Raw genomic sequence first — 19,745 nt, 5'->3', positions numbered from 1 at the left:
GGGGCCTGCCGATGCCTTCCGCGCACAGGACCAAGATTTGTTGGCGGAATGACCGCGTTCGCGATCTCGGGCGGTGTTCGTGATCTCGGGCAGTTCGGTGGCGACCGGCGGCAGCGGCGCCGTCACGGAGGCGGAACGCCCCCGATGAGATCATGACCCCTCACGCAGCCCCGGCCCCGCGCGCCGGCCACGGCGTACGGGACCGCCCGGGCGGCGGCTCGCCGGTCCGGGGCGCGGGCGGGGCGTCAGGGGCGGGCGAGGCAACGGAGGGGGAACCGTGGGCGGGAGTGGCGGGGCGTGGATACGGGTGCCCGTGGGCGGCGAGGGTGGCCGGTGGGACACCCGGGGGTCGGTGCGGCGGGTGTTGCTCGTGGTGCACAACGTGACCTCGGCGACCCGGCTGCTCGACGTTCTGCCGCTGCTCCGTGACTGGCGCATCCAGCTGTTGGCCACCTGCACCGGCTCGTCCCCCTTCCAGGCCGGGGTGCCGGAGCTGCTGGCCGAGGTCGGGGTGCCCGTACTGCCGTGGGCGCAGGCGCTGCGGACGCGGGTGGACCTCGCCGTCTCGGCCAGCTTCGGCGGCCAACTCCATGAGCTTTGCGGCAAGTTGGCCGTTTTGTCGCACGGGGTTGGCTACAATAAAACGCTGGCGACGCCGGACGCCGGACGCCGGACGCCGGACGCCGGACGCCGGACGCCGGACGCCGGACGCCGGACGCCGGACGCCGGACCCGGTGTTCGGGATGTCGGATGCGTGGTTGCTCGCCGACGGGGAGCCGATCGCGGATGCCATGGTGCTCTCCCACCCCGAGCAGCTCGCGCGGCTGCGGGAGGCGTGTCCGGCCGCCGCGCACACCGCGGTCCTCGCCGGGGACCCCTGCTTCGACCGGCTGCTGGACGCCCGCCCCTACCGCGACCGCTTCCGCCGGGCCCTCGGGCTGCGGGCCGGGCAGCGGCTGATCGTCCTCAACTCGACCTGGAACCCGGCCTCGCTCTTCGGTGACGGCGGCGACGACCTGCTGCCCTCGCTCCTCCCCCGGCTGACCGGCGAGCTGCCCGCCGACGACTACCGGCTCGCCGCCGTCCTCCACCCCAACATCTGGCACGGCCACGGCCCGGGCCAGGTGCGGGCCTGGCTGGAGCGGGCGCGCCGCGGCGGCCTGGCGCTGCTCGACCCACTGACCGAGTGGCGCCAGGCGCTGCTCGCCGCCGACCTCGTCATCGGCGACCACGGCTCGGTGACGTACTACGCCGCCGCGCTCGGCACGCCCGTCCTCCTCGGCGCCGCCCCGCTCGACGGGCTCGACCCCGCCTCGCCCGTCGCCGGCTTCGTCCGCACCGCGCCCCGCCTCGACCCGATCCGGCCCCTGCGCCCGCAGCTGGACTCCGCCGTCGACGACCACCGGCCGCACCCCGGGCCCGCCGAACTCACCACCTCCGTCCCCGGCAAGTCGGCCGCCTTGCTGCGCGCCCTCTTCCACGGCCTCATCGGCATCCCCGAACCCGACGCCCCGGCCCTCCTCGACCCGCTGCCGCTGCCCGACCACACGCCGCCGCGCCACACCACCTCGCTCCGCGTCCTGACCCGCCTCCTCGGCCCGTACGAGGTGGCGCTGCGCCGCCACGCGGAACCGTCGTACGAACCGGAGGAGCCCGACGAGCCCGAGGGCGGCGCGCCCGTCCAGGCGCATCTGGCGGCGCACGAGGACACCGCGGACCGGGAGGCGGTGGCCGCGGCGGATGTGATCTTCCGGCACGGCGCGGCGGACGATCCGCGGCTGGGCCCACCCGCGGCCTGGTGCGCCGAGGTGCTCACCCGCCATCCGCAGTGCGCCCTCGCCGTCTACGTCGACGCCCCCGGCGCCTGCACCGTCCGCACCCGCACCGGCGTCACGCTCACGCTCACCGCCGACGCCTCGGCCGCCGACCCCGCCGCGCTCGCCTCGGCGCTGTTCGCCTGCCTGTCCGCGGGCACGGCGCCGCACAGCCTGATCGCGCACGGGCTGACGGTACGGACCGCCCGGGCCCGCCACCGGGTGACGGTCGCCCCGGCCAAGGACGGCGGCGGCAGCGCCGGATGACCGCGGCGGGGCGGCCGTCCGGGCCGCGGGCCCGTCCGCAAAGCCCCGCAGCGAGGCCGGGCACCCGCGGCTACTCCGCGTCCCGTTCGACGGTCTCGCGCAGCTCCCGCAGGCGGATCAGGTGATATCCCGCGCCGCCCTCCGCCAGCAGCGCGGCGGCCTCCTCGAAGTGGGCCAGCGCCTCCCGCGGGTGCCCGGCCTCACTGCGGGTCTCCGCGAGATCGGTGAGGGTGCGGGCGGCGTTGTACGCGTCGTGCGCGCGGAAGAACTCCAGGGCCTGCTCCAGCCACCGCGTGGCCTCGTCGCAGCGGCCCAGCCCCCGCAGCGCCCGGCCGCGGTGGCGGCGCAGCAGGGCGCGGGCGCGGGGGACGTCGCCGCTGCCCGCGCCGCCGTCGGGAATCGCGACGAGGACGGCGTCGGCCTCCTCGAAGAGGTCCAGCGCCTCGGCGTACCGCCACTGCCGCAGACGCAGCAGGCCCAGCGTCTCCACCGCGGTGGCCTGCCCGAGGCGGTGGCCGGCCGACCGGGACGCGCGGGCCGCCTGCCGCAGCTCCTCCTCGGCCTCGGCGAAGTGGTCGGCGCCCAGCTCCGTCAGGGCCAGCGCGAGTTGGGTGTGCATCCGGGCCCGCACCCGGATCTGCACGCCGGACGCCTCGGGTACCTGGTCCGCGCCGGCCTCGGGGGCCAGGGCGCGGGCGGCGCGGACACCCGCCCGCAGCGCCGGCAGGACCTGCTCGTGGCGCCCGGCCTTGAGCTGCACCGACCACAGCGCCTCGCACAGCTGCCAGACGCCGTGGTGATCGCCGTAGGCCTCCGCCGCCAGCACGGCGGCCACCAGCGTCGGGAGTTCGCGGTCCAGCGTCGCCAGCGCCTCCCGGGGTTCGGCGTACGGGCCCGGCGGCAGCAGGTCGTAGAGCGGGCCGAGGTGCCAGCGCTCGGGGAGGGCCGCGCGGTCGGCGGGCACCGCCAGGCGCAGCGCCCAGCTCACGGTGCGGGAGACGGCGGCGGAGCAGCCGCCGGGCCGGTCCTCCCGGGCGGCGAGCGCTTCGGCGTGCTGCCGGACGAGGGGGCGGTGGTGGTGGCGCACGCCGTCCCGGGTCTCCAGGAGTCCGCGTGCGGCCAGGTCGCCCAGGAGGTGTGCGGCCTCGGCCTCGCTGATCTCCGCGGTGGCCGCCGCTTGAGCTGGGCCGATGGCGGGCCAGGGGTGCAGCGCGAGCAGGCGGTGGAGCCGGGCGGCGTCCGCGGGCAGCGTGCGGTAGGCGTCGTCGGCGGCGGCGCGGACCGGGTCGGGATCGGGTGCGGCGGGCTCCCGGGCGGGCGGGGTGAGCCCGTGCGGTGCGGGGTCCTGCGGCAGGGCCAGGGAGGTGGCGGCGGTCCGCAGGGCGTAGGGGGAGCCGCCGCACCGGTCGAGGACGGCCTGGAGCACGGCTTCGTCGTCGCCGCGCCGGCGCAGCCCGGTGAGCTGCCCGAGGAGGGCCCGGGCGTCCTTGGCGGCGAGCGGTCCGACCGGGACGGGCACGGCGTCGAGCCCGGCCGGCGGGCGGCGCGCGACGACGACGGTGAAGACGCCGGGGGCGCCGGTCAGCAGGGGGCCGACCTGCGCGGCGGAGCGGGCGTGGTCGAGGACGACGAGGAGCCTGCGGTCCGCGACGAGGGTGCGGTAGAGGTCGATGCGGTCCTCGGCCGCGGGCGGTACGTCCGTATCGGCGACGCCCAGTCTGCGCAGGAAGTCGCGGAGCACCGCGGGGGCGTCGAGCGCGCCGGCGGGGCCGCCGCGCAGGTCGAGGTAGAGCTGGCCGTCCGGGAAGCGGTGGGCGTTGCGGGCTCCCCAGTGGAGGGGCACGGCGCTGGTGCCGATGCCGCCGGGCCCGTACACGACGGCGACGCGGGGCAGGCCGTCGGCCTTGCGGCCGGCTTCCTTGTCGAGCTGTTTGAGGGGCTCGCGGCGGTCGGTGAAGAAGCGTGTGCCGGGCGGGAGCCGGCGCGGCACGGCCGTGGCGCTCACCGGGGCGGGGGCGGTGCGGAAGAGGACGCCGAGGGCGCGGGCGCATTCGGGGTCGCGCGCGGCGGCACCGGCCAGCGCGGCCGCCAACTCGCCGCGGTCATCGGCGCCGACCGGCGCCGGGACCTCGCGTCCGGTGATCCGGCGGGCGAGCGCACCGAGCGATTCCCAGCCACGTTTGCCCGCTTCTGTCGCCATGGACATCGCCATGGTGGACAGCAGGGACGAAATCGCCCCCACCGACGTGGGATCCAGCATGCCGTCACTCCCCCTGTACGCCGTCCCGTACCACTGCCGGGCGGCCGTGCCGATCCGTTCGCCGCCCGCCGTCCACCGTAGTGGTGGGCCTCCAGGCGCCGTGCTCCTGCCGCCCATCCTGCCGGGCAGGGCGCGGAACCGGAACGTCCTCCGGCCGAGAGCGCACCCCAGGCGTCCCGCTGTTCACCCGAGCCTCTTCTGACGCGCCATCCACTCGCTTGCTCCGCAGGCGTCCTGACGTGTCATCGGCTGGACGAACGGCGCGTTGGCGGCATTCCCCGCGCCCAAAAGTGTTTATTTTTGGCTTGTTTGCATATGACTCTGGTCACGTGAGGTCCAGATCCGGATTGCGAACGATCACTCTCGGGCAGATCGTGTGGGCCCGGACTGTCTGGTTCCGGCCCACCCCCCGACCGGGGCGCCGGATGCTACCGGCGCACCGGACTGTCTGCCCAACGGAGTTGAAACATGGACAACAACCTCGTCATCGACGCAGCGGTCCCCGGCCAGTCCGGGTTCGACGAGAAGCAAGTCCCCCTCTATTACACGCGCAAGACCAGAGACATCCTGCACAAATACGGGCCCGGCCCGCGTGTTCACTTCCATATGGGGATATTTGACGAAGGGGCGCGCCCCAACACCACGGTCGCGCAGCGCGTCCTGCGGCGGCGCATCGTCGAATCGCAGGAAGCCGTACTCGATCACGCCGCCGAGCTGTGGGACGTACCCCGCAATCCGCACGGCCACCTTCTCGACATCGGCTGCGGCGTCGGCGGCGGTTCGATCTACTGGGCGCAGAAGTACGGTGCGCAGGTCACCGGCATCACCGTCACCGGCGAACACATACCGGTCATCTCCGACCTCGCCCGCCAGGCGGAGGTCGCCGACCGGATCACCCCGGTCCTCGGCGACATCCACGACCTGACCGACGAGAACCGCTACGACGGCGCCGTGGCCATCGAGAGCTCCGGCTACATGGACCGCGAGCGGCTGTTCTCCGTCGTGGCCAAGGCGCTCAAGCCCGGCGGCTGGTTCGGCATCCAGGAGCACTTCCTGTGCCGCCCCGAGTGGACCGAGTTCATCGACGACTACTACAAGACCCGCCTGGGCACCCTGACCGAGTACATCAACGCCGCGCACGCCGCCGGTATGGAGCTGGAGCAGGACGAGGACATCACCGACCGCGTCGCGGAGTTCTGGATGCAGTCGATGGCGTGGAGCACCGCGGAGGTGGAGACGATGGACCGCACCGGCGTGCCCTCGCCCATCGCCCGCGACCGCCTGCTGGAGTCGGAGCGCACCCACGGCAAGCTGTACCGCATCTGGCGTGACCACGCGGTCGAGACCCGCCTGCTGCTCTTCCGCCTGGGAGGCAACTGACCATGACCGTCACCTCGGACGTCCGCACCGCCCCCGGCGGCGACCGGTCCCGCCCGTCCCCCATCGGCTGGCAACTCCCGCCGTTCTACTGCCCGATCACGCTCACCGGCGACATCCACCCCCGCCACGCGGAGCTGGAGCGGCGCGCCCTGGAGTGGATCGACAGCTACGGCCTCTACCCCGACGCGACCGAACGCGCCTGGGGACTGGCCACCCACAGCGCGGAGTTCAGCTGCCGGATCATTCCGCACGGCGAGCCGGAACCGCTGCTCGTCTTCATGATGTGGAACTACTGGGCCCACGCGGTCGACGACTGGCTCGACTCCGGCAGCAACGCCACCGCGACCGGCAAGGTCGTCGACACCAGCATCCGGCTGCTGCGCGCGCTGGAGTACCCCGGTTCGTCGATGATGCCGCCCAGCCCGTACACCGACGCGCTGCACGACCTGGTGGGGCGGACCCGCGCCGCCCTGAGCCCCTGGCAGCTGCGGCGGTTCATCGACGGGGTCCGGGACTGGCTGTTCGCCTCCTCCTGGCAGACCGCCAACGCCGAACGCGGCGTCATGCCGAGCCTCAACGACTTCGCCGGCATGGCCGTCTCGATCAACGGCACCCGCTTCTCGCTCACCTGGGGCGAGGTGGCGAACGGCGTCGATCTCCCGCCCGACGTGCAGTGTTCCCCGGCGGTCCAGGCCCTCACCGACGCCGCGGGCTTCCTCGTCGGCACCGACAACGACCTGTTCTCCTACGCCAAGGAGGACCATCTGGAGATCCCCGAGCAGAACCTCATCAACGTCATCGCCCACGAGCGGGGCTGCACCCCGGCCGAGGCGCTGCCCGAGGCGGTCGCGCTGCGCGACCGGACGATGACGCTCTACCTCCGGCTGCGCGACCAACTCGCCGCCGGCGGCGACCCGATGATGCTGCGCTACCTGGACACGGTCGGCGACTACATCGCCGGCTGCATCGTCTGGCAGAACAACGCGCCGCGCTTCGCCAGCCCCCGCAACCGCAATCCGCTGCCGGTGCCGGGCTCGTCGTTCGGCATCACCTACCGGGACACGCCCAGCGACCCCTCGACGGACGCACCGGCGCTCCCGGCGATCGCCTGGTGGTGGGACCAGCTGACGTCCCCCGACGCTCCCTGAGCGTGGTGTCCCGCCCCCACCGGGACACCCTCACCACATGCGGAACCGGCGGCACACTTGTACCGCCGGTCCTCGTCACCCCTGCCCGCGACGCGTGCATACGCCGGCGGGCCCGGGAGCGTACCGCTCAGTGGCCGCTGAACCAGCGCCGCCACCAGGTGCCGGAGCGGCGCTTCGCCTCCGCCGCGGGTACGGCGGCCGGGGGCCGCGGACCGGCCGCCTCCGGCAGCGGCTCCGAACGGCGCGGCGCGGGCAGCTCCGAACTGGCGGTCTGCGCCGGCATGCTCGGCTTCGGCGTGAACCGCACCGGCAGCTCCACCATGTGACGCGACATCAGCGACGACCGGTAGGGGATGTCGGGCTCGGCGACGGCCAGCTGGATGTCGGGCAGCCGGGCCAGCAGGGTGTCGATACCTGTGTCGGCGATGGCGCGGCCCACGTCCTGACCTGGGCATTCGTGCGGGCCGCCGCTGAACGCGAGGTGCGAGCGGTTGCCGTGCACCGGCTGCGTCAGGTCGGGGCGGATCTCCGGGTCGACATTGCCCGCCGCCAGCCCCAGGAGCAGCATGTCGCCCTCCTTGATGCGCTGACCGCCCAGCTCCGTGTCGCCGGTGGCCCACCGTCCGAGGATGGTGGTGAACGGCGGCTCGTCCCACAGCACCTGCTCCAGCGCGTCCGGCAGGGTCATGTGACCGCCGGAGAGGCTGGCGCGGAACCGACGGTCGGTGACCACCATCAGCACGGTGTTGGCGATGAGGTTGGCCGTCGTCTCGAACGCCGCGATCAGCACGACGCGGAGGTGCTGTATCGCCTCGTCGTCGGTGAGCGCGGAGCGGTGCTCCAGCAGCCAGGTGGTGAAGTCGTGGCCGGGGGTGGCCCGCTTGCGCTCCACGAGCTGCTGCAGCGTCTGCATGACGAACTCGTTGCTGGCGACGGCGGTCTCGGTGCCCTTGATCATGTCGCGGGCGGCCTCGACCAGCCGGGGGCCGTACGACTCGGGCATGCCCAGCAGCTGCGTCATCACCAGCATCGGCAGGTGCTCGGCGAACCGGCTGACCAGATCGGCCTGGCCGGCGCCGGCGAACTCGTCGATCAACTGGTTGGCGAAGCGGGTGACGTAGCGGCGGATGCCGCGCCGGTCGAAACGGTTGATGGAGTCGGTGACCGCCGCCCGCAGCCGCTCGTGGTCGGCGCCGTCGACGAAGTTGCACACCGGCTGCCAGGCGGCGACCGGGGTCAGCGGGTGCTCCGGACCGACCCGGCCCTCCCGCATGTCCCGCCAGCGGCGCGAGTCCCGCGAGAACCGGGACGGGGTACGGGCCACGTCCAGGTTCTCGCGGTGCCCCAGCACCAGCCACGCCGGGAGATCGCCTTGCAGGAGAACCGGCGCGACCTGTCCGTGTTCGGCGCGCAGCTTCTCGTACAGCCCCATCGGATCGGCCTCGGCCTCCGGGCCGTACAGCCGGCGCAGGCCCTCCGGGCCGACGCCGTGGGCCGGGCAGCCCGGGGGCGGGGTGGGGGAAGTGCTCACAGTGGCTCCTTGGCTCCTCGCCGGCTCACGCCACGGCGAGGGAATGCAGATACCGCATCAACGTCATCAGTACGTCGCGGCTTGACGGGCGCAGCCGGGCGTCGCAGTCGACTATCGGCACGGTGGCCGGCAGGTCGAGGGCGGCGCGGACCTCCTCGATCGGGTGCGCCGGCGCGTCCGGGAAGGAGTTGATGGCGACGACGAAGGGGACGCCGCGCTCCTCCAGCCGCCCGATGACGTCGAAGCTGACCTCCAGCCGGCGGGTGTCGATCAGCACGACGGCGCCGAGGGCGCCGTCGAACAGGCCGTTCCACAGGAACCAGAAGCGCTGCTGTCCGGGGGTGCCGAAGAGATAGAGGACGAGTTCGTCGTTGAGGGAGATCCGGCCGAAGTCCATCGCCACGGTGGTGGAGGTCTTGCGTTCCACCCCGATGGTGTCGTCGACGCCGACACCGGCCTGGGTCATCGTCTCCTCGGTCGTCAGCGGACGGATTTCGCTGACGGATCCGACGAGCGTGGTCTTGCCGACACCGAACCCGCCGACGATCACGACCTTGACCGCGGCCGCCGCACTGTCCGGCAGTTCGTCCTCGGTCCGTGGGCCCTCGGCAGGGTGCTCGACAAGCGTCTCAGAGCTTTTGAAGTCCATGGATCACCGCCTCAATAAGGGCACGGTCGGGAAGTTGAGCGGGAGGTACGGGTGCCCGTGCCACGACGCGGCTGTCCGCCAGCAGGTCACCGAGCAGAACGGTGAGCACGCTGACCGGCAGGCGCATGTAGGCGGAGAGTTCCGCCACGGACAGCGGGGAGTGGCACAGCCGCATGATCGTGGCGTGCTCGGGCTGCATGCCCGGTTTGGGGCTGTTCTTGGACACGATCAGCGTGACCAGGTCGAGGGAGGCCGATTTGCCGGAGGATCCGCTGCGCCCGCCGGTGATCACATAAAGCCTCTCCGGGTTCTCGTCCTCCCAGCCCTCGTCCGCATCGCTCACTCCGGAGACCCTCTTCCCCCTCGGCGGGGACGCCGCATGTCTTCAACACGTTCGACGACCTCGCTCATACGACCTGTCCGTTGTGGCGCGGCGGGCTGCTCAGGTGCTCTCCGATACGGGCCACGAGGTCCCGCATCCGCGCACCGATCAAGCCGGCGTCCACGTCCTCATCGGCCAGCACCGCGAGGTATGCTCCGGCACCTGCTGCCATCAGGTAGAAGAACCCGCCGTCCAGTTCGATCACGACCATACGCATCCGGCCGTCGCTGCGGGGGAACTCCGAGGAAACCGCACCGGCCAGGCTCTGCAGTCCGGCGCAGGCGGCCGCCAGCCGGTCCGCGGTGTCGGTGTCGGTGCCGTGCTGGGCCATCCGCAGGCCGTCCGACGACAACACGATGACGTGACGGGTCTGCGGAACGCTCTCCGCGAGGTCCTTGAGCATCCAGTCCATGTTGGGCCGGTGCTGAATCATGGCTACTCACTCTTTTCCGACGACTCGTCACTCTCACGGGCTGCACCGGCCTCACCGGAGGCACCGGTGGGCGCGGGCGTCTGGCTCTCGCCGGACAGGCCACTTTGGAATGCCGCCAGCCACATACCGGGCTGCACCGGCGGTGCCTTGTCCGGAGCGGGGGTGGGGGCGGGAACAGCGGGGGCCGGCGCCGGGGTGGGGGCGGGGGCGGCCGGCGGGGCCATGGGGGCGGTTGCCCGGGCCTTGCGCCGTCGTTGCGGAAGTCCGGTGGCGGTCCGCTCCGTCACCACGGGGATGTCGTCCATGGTGTCGCCCGGGTATCCGCCGTTGACCGGTGCGGGGGCGGCGGGCGCCGCCGCCACGGGGGCGGGGGCGGGAGCGGGGGCGGGGCGGTCGGCCGCGGCGGGACGCTCCGGGCGGGCGGCCAGCGGGCCCGAGGAGGCGCCGATGCCGTGGGCCCGGCCGGTGGCGGGGGCGGTGGTGATCAGGTCCTGCGGGACGATCAGCACGGCTCGGACACCGCCGTAGGCGGAGGTACGCAGCGACACCTGGAAGTTGTAGACCTGCGCGAGGCGGCCGACGACGGCGAGGCCGAGGCGCGGGGTCTCGCCGAGGTCGTTGACGTCGATGCCCTTCTGGGCCTGCTCCAGCATCCGCTCGGCGCGCTTGCGCGCCTCCTCGCTCATGCTGACGCCGCCGTCCTCGATCTCCACCGCGATACCGGACTGCACCTCGACGGCGGTCAGGTGCACCCGGGTCTGGGGCGGGGAGTAGCGGGTGGCGTTGTCCAGCAGCTCGGCGAGGGCGTGGATGAGCGGTTCGACGGCCGGGCCGACGACGGCGACCTCGGAGACCGAGTGCAGTTCGACGCGCTGGTAGTCGAGGATCCGGGACATCGCGCCGCGGAGCACGCTGTAGAGCGGGACCGCGCGGCTCCACTGACGGCCGGGGCGGGCGCCACCGAGCACGGCGATGGAGTCGGCGAGGCGGCCGATCAGGGCGGTGCCGTGGTCCAGCTGGAGCAGGTCGCCGAAGACCTCGGGGACATGGCCGTGGCGGTCCTCCATCTCGCGGAGTTCCTGGGCCTGCTGGTGGACGATCGCCTGGACGCGCCGGGCGATGTTCACGAACGCGCGCTGGGCGGCGTCACGGAGGTCTTCCTCCGCGACGACGGCTTCCATGACGGACCGCAGAACGGCCTGGTGGGCGCCGTGGAACTCCGGGGTGAGCTCCGCCTCCTTGGCGTGCTTGGCGAGCCGCTCCCCCATGGCGTTGAAGACGTCTTCGGGGAACTCGCCGCGGCTGAGCCGGGAGACCATCTCGGGCAGCAGGTCCTTGGCCAGGCGGATGGTCTCCGACTCCTGGCGGGACAGGGCCGTGCGGTACTCACGGTCGCGCTGTCGCAGCCCGGCGATCACCTTGGCCCGTCGGGCCAGCTCGGCCGTGACCAGTGCGACCGCCACGGTGGCGATCACCCCGACCCAGGCGACCGGCGTACTCGCCTGGGAGGGGACCGTCACCGCGGCGATGACCCCGGCCACGGCCGTCACCGCGGCGGGCACGGCCCACGCGAGAACCGAGACGGGACGTGACCCCCCGGGCGACGATCCTTCTCGAACCATCTGCACCCTCAAAACCCTCAAACATTGAAAGATCGGGACGACTTGCCGGATCCGCGACACAACGGACAGCGTCGTCACGGTGGTTACCGTGCAACGCTTCCAGGGGGGCGGCGGACCGGAAGTAGCATAACCGGGTTTGATCGCAGGCTGACGCCAGGTCACTACGCCCTGAACAAGCGGAAATCGAACTTCCCCTTCATATTCGACACTCCGTCAGTTCCCTTCCGAATCCGGGGTGAGTCGCGCCCTCGGACGGGCTTTCGGCAGTCCGGCGGGAGTGGTCCGGCCGCGCGGTCCCCTCGGAGACCCTCCGCCCGCCACCGGGCACCCGGGCACATGCCACTGGTTTGTTCAACGGAGCGTGGCGGGCGTCGATCACCGTCCGGGTGCGGGGTGCCAGGAACTCTCCGACCTGGTGTCCGCCCGCCCGACACCGGGTGGCGTAGGGCCGCATCCGCCGTTCGTAGCGGGCGGGGGAGAGACGGTGGTCACCTCGGGCGGCGGAGAGTTCACCCGCGAGGATGTAGGACCCCATGGGGGCGGTGGCGGCCTCGGGCCGCCGTCCGGTGCCGCGGCGGCGGCGCGCTCTTCGTCCGCTTCGCGCGCGGCGGCGACAAGCCGTATCCGCGGCCGGGGCGGGGCCGCCTCGTCCGCTCCGTCCACGGGTGGGCATTCCGGGCTTACCGGCTGCGCGTTCCCGGGCGGGAGGTGGGAGCGGAGGGTTTGCGGGCCGCCGCCGACGGGGGCGGCCCGCGTGGCCCGGGTGCCTTCGTCGGACACCCGGGCGGTCGTGGCGGTGCGTACTACAGGCGCACCGCCCGGCGGGGCGGCTGCTTGGCGTCGGACAGCAGGCCCTTGAGGTGGGCGAATTCGTCGACGCACTTGGCGGTGCCGTTGACGACGCAGTCCAGCGGCTGGTCGGCGACGGTCACCGGGACCCCCAGCTCCTGGCGCAGCCGCTGGTCGAGGCCGCGGAGCAGGGCGCCGCCGCCGGTCAGGGCGATGCCGCGTTCGACGATGTCGCCGGAGAGCTCGGGCGGGCACTCGTCCAGGGTGCGGTGGACCGCGCGGACGATCGCGTCGACCGGCTCGGCGAGCGCCTCGCGGATCTCCTCCTCGGTGACCTCCTGGACGCGCGGCAGCCCGCCGACGTGGTCGCGGCCGCGGACGGTGAACGTGGTGGGTCGCTCGGGGTTGCCGTCCTCGTCGTCGGCGACCGGGGTCCAGGCCGCCGAGCCGATCGCGATCTTGATGTCCTCGGCGGTGCGCTCCCCGATGGCCAGCGCGTGCTTCTTCTTGACGTAGGCGATGATCGCGGCGTCCAGCGCGTCCCCGGCGACGCGTACGGACTGGGCGGTGACCAGGCCGCCCAGGGAGAGGACCGCGACCTCGGTGGTGCCGCCGCCGATGTCGACGACCATGCAGCCGACCGGTTCGGCGACCGGCAGTCCGGCGCCGATCGCGGCGGCCATGGGCTCCTCGATGAGGTGCACCTCGCGCGCGCCCGCACCGCGTGCGGAGTCGATGACGGCGCGCCGCTCGACCCCGGTGATCCCGGACGGGACGCAGATGACCACGCGCGGCTTGGAGAAGCGGCGGGTGGGCAGCGCCTTCTTCATCAGGGCGCGCAGCATCTGTTCGGCGGCGTGGAAGTCGGCGATGACGCCCTCGCGCAGGGGGCGCAGCGCGGTGATGCCGGACGGGGTGCGGCCGATGGTGCGCTTGGCCTCGGCGCCGACGGCGACGACGTCGCCCGCGGCGTTGACGGCGACGACCGACGGTTCGTTGAGCACGACCCCCTTGCCGCGCGCGTGGACCAGGGTGTTGGCGGTGCCGAGGTCGATGCCTATGTCGTACGTACCGGACGAGGTGCTGGGCGCCATGGGGAGTTCGTTCGCTCTTTCTCAACTGGATGACAGGACCCGGCGGGGCGGGGTCCTCGGGCATCGCGGCCCAGACGGCACCAAGGGCATACCAATGGCGTCATTTTCGGGCAATTATCAAGAGTACTGGGGTCGCGGATTGGTTCCTGCGGTGGGGAAACGGGCGGACCGCCGGGCGGGTTCCGGAGGGGTCGGCGCCCGGGGCGGGCCGGTTCCACCCTTCCCCGGGCGGGCCGGTTCCACGCGGGCGCCCCCGGGGGAGCCGCACGGAACTGGCCCGCCCGTCACCGGCTGCTGCTGCCCAGCCTGCCCCGGGCGGCGCGGTTGCGGCCGCCGGGGCCGCGGGAGAGGGCGTGGGCGAGGTCGTCGAGCGCGTCGAGGAGGAGGTCGGCGCCGCGCAGGGCGACGCCCTGGCTCTCGTCCTCCGCGTCCCACCGCTCCCATACGGCGCGCAGTTCGCTCCAGTCCAGCTCCTCGCGGTCCACCACGGCCTGGGTGGCGCGCTCCAGGGATTCGCGCAGTTCGTAGGCGAACGCGGTGGCGCCGACCGATGGTTCGGCGTCCTTCTTGGGGAGGTGGGCCTCCAGGATCATCGCGACGCGGCCCATGGTGGTGAGGGCGGTGGTCGCCGCCGTGGCCGAGGAGCGGGACAGGCCCCGGTGGCGTACCGGTTCCTTCTCGGCGCGCTCCACGGACTCCTCCCAGGCGGCGCGGGCGGCGCGGGAGTCCAGCAGGGCGTCGCGGACCTGGCGGGGGCGGCGTTCGGCGGGGCGGGCGTGCAGTTCGAAGACGGCGAGGGCGTAGCGGCCGTTGGCGTCCAGCCATTCGGCGAGGCGGCGGCGGAGCCGGGGCGTCTCCCAGGTCGGGAAGAGGGCGTAGGCGGCCATGGCGAGGAGGCCGCCGACGAGGGTGAGGACGACGCGTTCGAGGACGGTCTGCTCCCAGCCGGCGCCCGCGATGCCGAGGAGGAAGACGACGTAGGCGGCGACGCAGGCGGTGGTGACCGAGAGGCCGGTGTGCATGAGCAGGTACATCAGCAGGACGCAGCAGACGGCGAGCGCCGCGGCGACGTAGATGCCGGGGTGGAAGAGCGCCATCAGGGCGCCGCCGATCGTGACGCCGACGAGGGTGCCGCAGAACCGGGCGACGCCGCGGGAGTAGGTCTGGCCGAAGTCGGGGCGCATCACCATGACGGCGGCGAGCGGCACCCAGTAGCCGTGGCCGAACGGCAGCACGGTGCCCAGGAGGTAGCCGGCCGAGGCGACCGCGCTGACCCGCAGGGCGTGCCGCAGGATGCGGGAGGAGCGGCGCAGTTCGCGGTGGACGGAGCGCAGCGCGCCCGGGATCAGCCGGGGCACGCTGGGGCGCAGCAGATGGCGTTCCGGCTCGGCGGTGGGGCGGGTGGACTCCACGGGTTCGTCGCTGCTCTCGACGGCGTCGGCGAGGAGGGCGATCAGGCGGTACGCGGAGCGGCGGGCGGCGCCCGTGAGCAGCGGTCCGGACGGCGGGACCTCCAAGGTGGCCATCGTCTCCGGGGTCAGCCGTACGGGGCGGTCGTGGCGGATGGCGTGGGCGACGGCGTCCAGGACGGCGGCGGCGGCGCCCAGCAGGTCGCGGGTGCGGTCGCGTTCGGGTCCTTCCAGGGGCGCGCCGACCACGGGGTCCGCGAGGGAGGCGAGGACCGGCCGGATCTGTTCGGCGATGCCGCGGGGGCCGTGGAGCTGGACGGGGCGCCGCTTGGCCTGACGTGGCGTCACCGCGGAGGCGAGCCGGGCGTCCATGAGGGGCTGCGGGTCGAACGGGGCGACGGGGTCGTGGCGCAGCCGGCGGGCGTAGTCGGCCTCGGCGGCGAGCGCGTCCGCGAGGGCGTCGCGCTGGACGCCCCAGGGGCGCACCGGGAAGACGATGATCAGCGTGGCCTGGATGAGGCCGCCGAAGGCGATCAGTGCGGCGTGTTCGAGGGCGCCGAGCACGGAGGTCGGCAGGGTGACGGTGACCAGCATGATCGAGACGGTCTGGGTGCCGACGAGACCGGAGATCGGCCCGATCGCCCAGGCCAGCCCGGCGAGGAAGGTCCAGCCGGCGAGCAGCAGCAGGAAGGCGAGGAGGTGGGCGGCGGCGAGGTAGCCGAGGAAGGTGGAGAGGGCGAGGCCGCCGGCGACGGCGAGCGCGAGGACGGGGCGCGGGCGCCAGCTGCGCTGGAAGGTGACGGTGCCCGCGGCGAAGGCGCCGAAGGCGGAGGAGACGGCGAGGGTCGGATCGCCGCGCCACAGGCAGAACCCGATGACGAGGGCGACGCCGACGGTGCCGCGCACCGCGATGAGGGGGGTGAGCTCGGCCCGCTCGACGGTCAGCCCGGAGCGGGCGGTCTTCTTCAGCGCGCTCGACCAGGTCATAACCAGAGAATACGGGGCAAAATGCCGCGGTTCGGGGCGGCGGGGACCGGCATCCCGCGTGGCGCCGGGCCCGTACGGGAAGGCGCCGATCAGGTCGTACGGGAGGCCCGTCGGCGGGCGCGGGCGCCTCGTAGGGGCCCGGCCGGGGCGCTTGCGGGGCAGACGGGGCCCGGCCGGGGCGCGGGTCCGTTTCTCCCGTGCGGTGCGGTGGCGCCCGCGGGGCGGCGTGCGCATCCGGCGCGTCCGCTCAGCCGGTGCGCCCCTCGGCCGGGCCCCCGCGGGACGCCCGGGCGGCCCGGGGGACGGCCGGACGATGCGCCGGAGCACCCCTCAGGACACCACGTCCTTACGGGCGAAGCCGCGGAACGCCAGGGCGACGAGGACCAGCGCGTAGGCGACCGAGACGGCGGAGCCCTGGAGCATGCCGGACCACTCCATCGTGGGCTGCAGCGCATCGGCCCAGGCGAACTGCCAGTGCGCGGGCAACGCGTCACGCCAGCCACCGAGGGCGGTGACCTGGTCGAGGACGTTGCCGATGATGGTCAGCCCGACCGCGCCGCCGACCGCGCCCAGGGGCGCGTCGGTGACCGTCGACAGCCAGAACGCCAGCGCCGCCGTGACCAGCTGACTGACGAAGAGGTACACCACCACGACCGCCAGCCGCCCCACCGCCTCGTCCGCCGGCAGCGCGCCGCCGGTGGGCAGGGCGAGCGGGCCCCAGCCGTACGCGGCGGTGCCCACCCCCAGGGCGACCAGGGGCAGCAGCACCATCGCGGCGGCGCTGAAGAGCAGGCCCACGGTGAGTTTGCTCAGCAGCAGCCGGGCGCGCGGCACCGGCGCCGCGAGCAGATAGCGCAGCGACGACCAGCTCGCCTCGGACGCCACCGTGTCACCGCAGAACAGCGCCACCGGCACGACGAGCAGAAAGCCCGCCGAGACGAACAGCACGGTGGCGGTGAAGTTGCCGCCGGACGCCGTCGCGGTCTCCATCAAGGTGATCCGGCCGTTCGCCCGCCGGCCCGGGGTGCCGCCGATGGCGAAGGCCACGACCAGCACGAACGGCAGCAGCGCCAGCCCGGCGCCGATCACCAGGGTGCGGCGGCGCCGCAGCTGCCGCAGCGCCTCGACGCGCAGCGGCAGGGTCCGGTGGGCGCGGTAGCCGGGAGCCGCGGCCGACTCCGGGGGCCCGGCGACCGGTGCGGGGTGCGGCCGCGGGGCCGGGTCCGGGGTGGTGGCGGTCATCGGTCGCCTCCGATCAGGGTGAGGAACGCGTCCTCCAGGCGGCGGTGCGGCCCGACGCGCTGCACCGGCAGGTCCAGCCGCAGGAGTCCGGCGAGCAGGCGCGGGGTGGCCGCGGGGTCGTCGAGGCGGACCAGCAGACCGTCGTCGGCGCGGACCGCCGCGACGACGCCGGGGAGCGCGCGGACCTTCTCCAACGCCGCGTCGGTGAGCGCCCCGGGATCCGCGACGCCGATCAGGACGGTGTCCCGGTCGCCGGTGATCTCCGCGACCGGCCCGGACCTGACCAGCCGTCCGCGGTCCATGACGACCAGATGCGTACAGCTCTGTTCGACCTCGGACAGCAGATGGCTGGAGACGATGACGGTGCGTCCGGCGGCCGCGTAACGGATCATCACCTCGCGCATCTCGCGGATCTGGGGCGGGTCCAGGCCGTTGGTCGGCTCGTCGAGGATCAGCAGGTCGGGCAGGCCGAGCATGGCCTGGGCGAGGGCGAGGCGCTGCCGCATGCCCTGGGAGTAGGTGCGCACCGCGCGGTCCAGGGCGGTGCCGAGCCCGGCGATCTCCAGCGCCTCCTCGGCGTGCGCGTCGGCGGCGGGCCGCCCGGTGGCGCGCCAGTACAGGTCGAGGTTGGCACGGCCCGACAGATGCGGCAGGAAGCCCGCGCCCTCGACGAACGCGCCGACCCGGGAGAGCACCGGGGCGCCGGGCCGGACGGCGTGCCCGAAGACCCGGATCTCGCCCTCGTCCGGCCGGATCAGGCCCATCAGCATCCGCAGGGTGGTGGTCTTGCCGGCGCCGTTGGGCCCGAGCAGGCCCAGGACCTGGCCCGCCTCCACGCGGAACGACAGGTCCCGCACCGCGTACCGGTCGTGCGCCCCGGCGTACTTCTTGCTCAGCCCGTCGATGACCAGCGGTACGGCGGCGAGGGACGGGTCGGGGGCCGGGGCGGCGGTGCGGCGGCGGGCGGTGAGCAGCAGGGCTGCGGCGAGGACGGCGGCGGCCGACGGCAGTTGCCAGGTCCAGGCGGGGAGCGGGGCGGCGGCCGCCTTGACCCGCGGGTCGGTGGGGACGGTCAGGGCGCCGCCGCCGGCCGGTGTCACGGTGTAGGTGGCGGGCTCGGTGGGCGAGGCGTAGCCGAGGTCGGTCGCGGCCAGGACCAGGCGCATCCGGTGCCCGGCGGCGAACTCGTGGTCGACGGCGGGCAGCCGCAGGTCGACGCGGACGCCCCGGTCGGCGCCGGTGATGCGGTACGGCGTGACGAGCTGGGCGGGCAGCACCTGCTTGGTGCCGTCCGGGGCGACGTCGTAGAGCTTGGCGAAGAGCACCGCGTCGCGGGAGGTGGACCGGACGGTCACGGTGGTGCGCGGGGCGCCGGTGAGGTGGACGGGCGCGGTGAGCGGCGCCGAGTCGAAGCGGGCGTACTGGCCCGGGAAGTCGACCGCGAGGCCGCCGGTGCCCAGGGCGGAGAGGGCGCCGAGCGCGCCGGTGCCGGGGACGGCGGAGATCGCGGGCGGGCTCGCGCCGGGCGGGTTGGTGAAGCGCTGTTCGGGGCCGGTGAGCTGGATGCGGCGCGGGTCGTGGTCGAGTCCGGGGTAGGCCGGGCCGCTCGCGCCGCGCAGTTGGAGGGCGCCGTTGGTGGAGTCCACTCCCCCGCTGCGGCTGACCCGGAACGCGGGCCCGGTGCCGGCGCCCTTGTCGCCCTTGAGGTAGCGGTCGAACCAGGCGCGGGTGCGGTCGGTGAGCCGTTCCGTCTCGCGGTCGCCGCCGTCGTGGCCGCCGGCGATCCAGTCGACGGAGACGGGGGCGCCGTTGCGGCGCAGGGCCCGGGCCATCGCGTCGGACTGGTCGAGGGTGAAGAGCGAGTCGGTCCGGCCCTGCATGATCAGGGTCGGCGCCTTGATGCGGTCGCCGACGGCGGAGGGGCTGCGCTTCTCCAGGAGGGCGCGGGCCGCCGCGTCCGGCTTCCCGGCGACCGCGACCCGTTCGTACATCGCGCACAGGTCCGCGGCGAACCGGCCGCAGCCGCCGGCCGGTCCGGGGGCGCGGCCGGGCGCCGTGGTGGGGGTGCCCGCCGAGCCGGTGGTGAAGAAGATGCCGGCCCACAGCTTCTTGAACACGCCGTGCGGGAAGAGCGCGTCGGCGAGGTTCCAGTAGGTGATCTGCGGGGCGAGGGCGTCGATCCGCCGGTCGTGGCCGGCGGCGAGGAGGGCGACGGCGCCGCCGTACGAGGCGCCGGCGATGCCGACGCGCGGGTCGCCCGCCGCGTCGAGCCGTACCTCGGGGCGCTTCGCCAGCCAGTCCACGAGGCGGCTGACGTCGGCTACCTCGCGGCCGGGGTCGTTGAGCCCGATGTCGCCGGTGGAGTTGCCGAAGCCGCGCGCCGACCAGGTCAGGACGGCGTATCCGTCCCGGGCCAGCCGCTCCGCCTGCGGACGGACCTCTTTCTTGCTGCCGCCGAAGCCGTGCGCGAGCAGGACCGCGGGGCGGCGCGCGGTGGAACTCCCCGCGGTGAAATAGGAGGTGTCGATCCGTACGGTCTTCGCGCTGCCGGGCTTCTCGGGCATCGTCAGCGTCCGGTCCGTACGGTGCACGGCCGGCGCGGCGTCCGAGGTGGCGGCGCTCCACGCCCCGCCGCCCATGAGCAGGGCCAGAGCACCGACGGCCGCGTACAGCCGTCGTCCGCGCAATCGCAGATCCATACGGGGATCCTAAGGAGTGGGCCGTATGGGGGACGTCGG

The 19,745-nt window shown here is 73.9% G+C and carries 13 protein-coding genes; 3 read left to right on the top strand and 10 right to left on the bottom strand.

Annotated features, from left to right (window positions below; genetic code table 11):
- Positions 1–743 precede the first annotated feature (743 nt).
- Complete coding sequence (locus tag ABT345_RS22720) at positions 744–2,081, top strand: CDP-glycerol glycerophosphotransferase family protein (RefSeq protein WP_345084356.1); 1,338 nt, start codon at positions 744–746, stop codon at positions 2,079–2,081.
- Positions 2,082–2,151: 70 nt separating this feature from the next.
- On the opposite strand, the gene ABT345_RS22715 is transcribed toward ABT345_RS22720, so the two are convergent.
- Positions 2,152–4,341 carry a tetratricopeptide repeat protein gene (locus tag ABT345_RS22715; protein ID WP_345084359.1) on the bottom strand — a complete coding sequence of 730 codons (2,190 nt, stop codon included), beginning with the start codon at positions 4,339–4,341 and terminating at the stop codon, positions 2,152–2,154.
- 468 nt (positions 4,342–4,809) lie between these two features.
- On the opposite strand from ABT345_RS22715, the gene ABT345_RS22710 reads away from it, so the two are divergent.
- Together ABT345_RS22710 and ABT345_RS22705 are read left to right on the top strand one after the other, a co-directional pair.
- Positions 4,810–5,721, top strand: coding sequence for an SAM-dependent methyltransferase (locus ABT345_RS22710; protein WP_345084362.1), 912 nt, complete (start codon positions 4,810–4,812; stop codon positions 5,719–5,721).
- 2 nt (positions 5,722–5,723) lie between these two features.
- Positions 5,724–6,869 (top strand): terpene synthase family protein, encoded by a 1,146-nt coding sequence (locus ABT345_RS22705; protein WP_345084365.1) that lies wholly within the window; start codon positions 5,724–5,726, stop codon positions 6,867–6,869.
- A gap of 127 nt (positions 6,870–6,996) precedes the next feature.
- Here the strand turns inward: ABT345_RS22705 and ABT345_RS22700 are convergent, their stop codons facing one another.
- The 9 genes from ABT345_RS22700 to ABT345_RS22660 form a co-directional block, all read right to left on the bottom strand.
- Positions 6,997–8,400: a cytochrome P450 gene (locus ABT345_RS22700; protein ID WP_345084368.1), complete on the bottom strand. Its 1,404-nt coding sequence runs from the start codon at positions 8,398–8,400 to the stop codon at positions 6,997–6,999.
- 25 nt (positions 8,401–8,425) lie between these two features.
- Complete coding sequence (locus tag ABT345_RS22695) at positions 8,426–9,049, bottom strand: GTP-binding protein (RefSeq protein WP_345084371.1); 624 nt, start codon at positions 9,047–9,049, stop codon at positions 8,426–8,428.
- Entirely contained in the window at positions 9,030–9,392 is a 363-nt protein-coding gene (locus ABT345_RS22690; protein ID WP_345084374.1) for a DUF742 domain-containing protein, read from the bottom strand. Before ABT345_RS22690 ends, ABT345_RS22695 begins: the two co-directional genes overlap by 20 nt.
- Before the next feature lie 64 nt (positions 9,393–9,456).
- Positions 9,457–9,864, bottom strand: a complete 408-nt coding sequence (locus ABT345_RS22685) for a roadblock/LC7 domain-containing protein (protein WP_030284070.1) — start codon at positions 9,862–9,864, stop codon at positions 9,457–9,459.
- Between the two features lie 2 nt (positions 9,865–9,866).
- Positions 9,867–11,486: a sensor histidine kinase gene (locus ABT345_RS22680; RefSeq protein ID WP_345085134.1), complete on the bottom strand. Its 1,620-nt coding sequence runs from the start codon at positions 11,484–11,486 to the stop codon at positions 9,867–9,869.
- A gap of 803 nt (positions 11,487–12,289) precedes the next feature.
- A complete protein-coding gene (locus tag ABT345_RS22675; RefSeq protein ID WP_345084377.1) occupies positions 12,290–13,369 on the bottom strand; it encodes a rod shape-determining protein in 1,080 nt (359 codons plus the stop codon).
- 284 nt (positions 13,370–13,653) lie between these two features.
- Complete coding sequence (locus ABT345_RS22670) at positions 13,654–15,765, bottom strand: FUSC family protein (protein WP_345084381.1); 2,112 nt, start codon at positions 15,763–15,765, stop codon at positions 13,654–13,656.
- A gap of 330 nt (positions 15,766–16,095) precedes the next feature.
- Entirely contained in the window at positions 16,096–17,007 is a 912-nt protein-coding gene (locus ABT345_RS22665) for an ABC transporter permease (protein ID WP_345084384.1), read from the bottom strand.
- The gene (locus ABT345_RS22660; protein ID WP_345084387.1) at positions 17,004–19,706 is read right to left on the bottom strand and encodes an alpha/beta fold hydrolase; all 2,703 of its coding nucleotides are present in this window, start codon (positions 19,704–19,706) and stop codon (positions 17,004–17,006) included. The genes ABT345_RS22665 and ABT345_RS22660 overlap by 4 nt, the downstream gene beginning before the upstream one ends.
- Between the last annotated feature and the right edge of the window lie 39 nt (positions 19,707–19,745).

Source organism: Streptomyces sp. NPDC000404 (assembly GCF_040300365.1).
Classification (GTDB): Bacteria; Actinomycetota; Actinomycetes; order Streptomycetales; family Streptomycetaceae; genus Streptomyces; species Streptomyces ramulosus.
The sequence above is the reverse complement of the archived record's forward strand: the minus strand, read 5'-3'. Positions and strand labels throughout refer to the sequence as shown.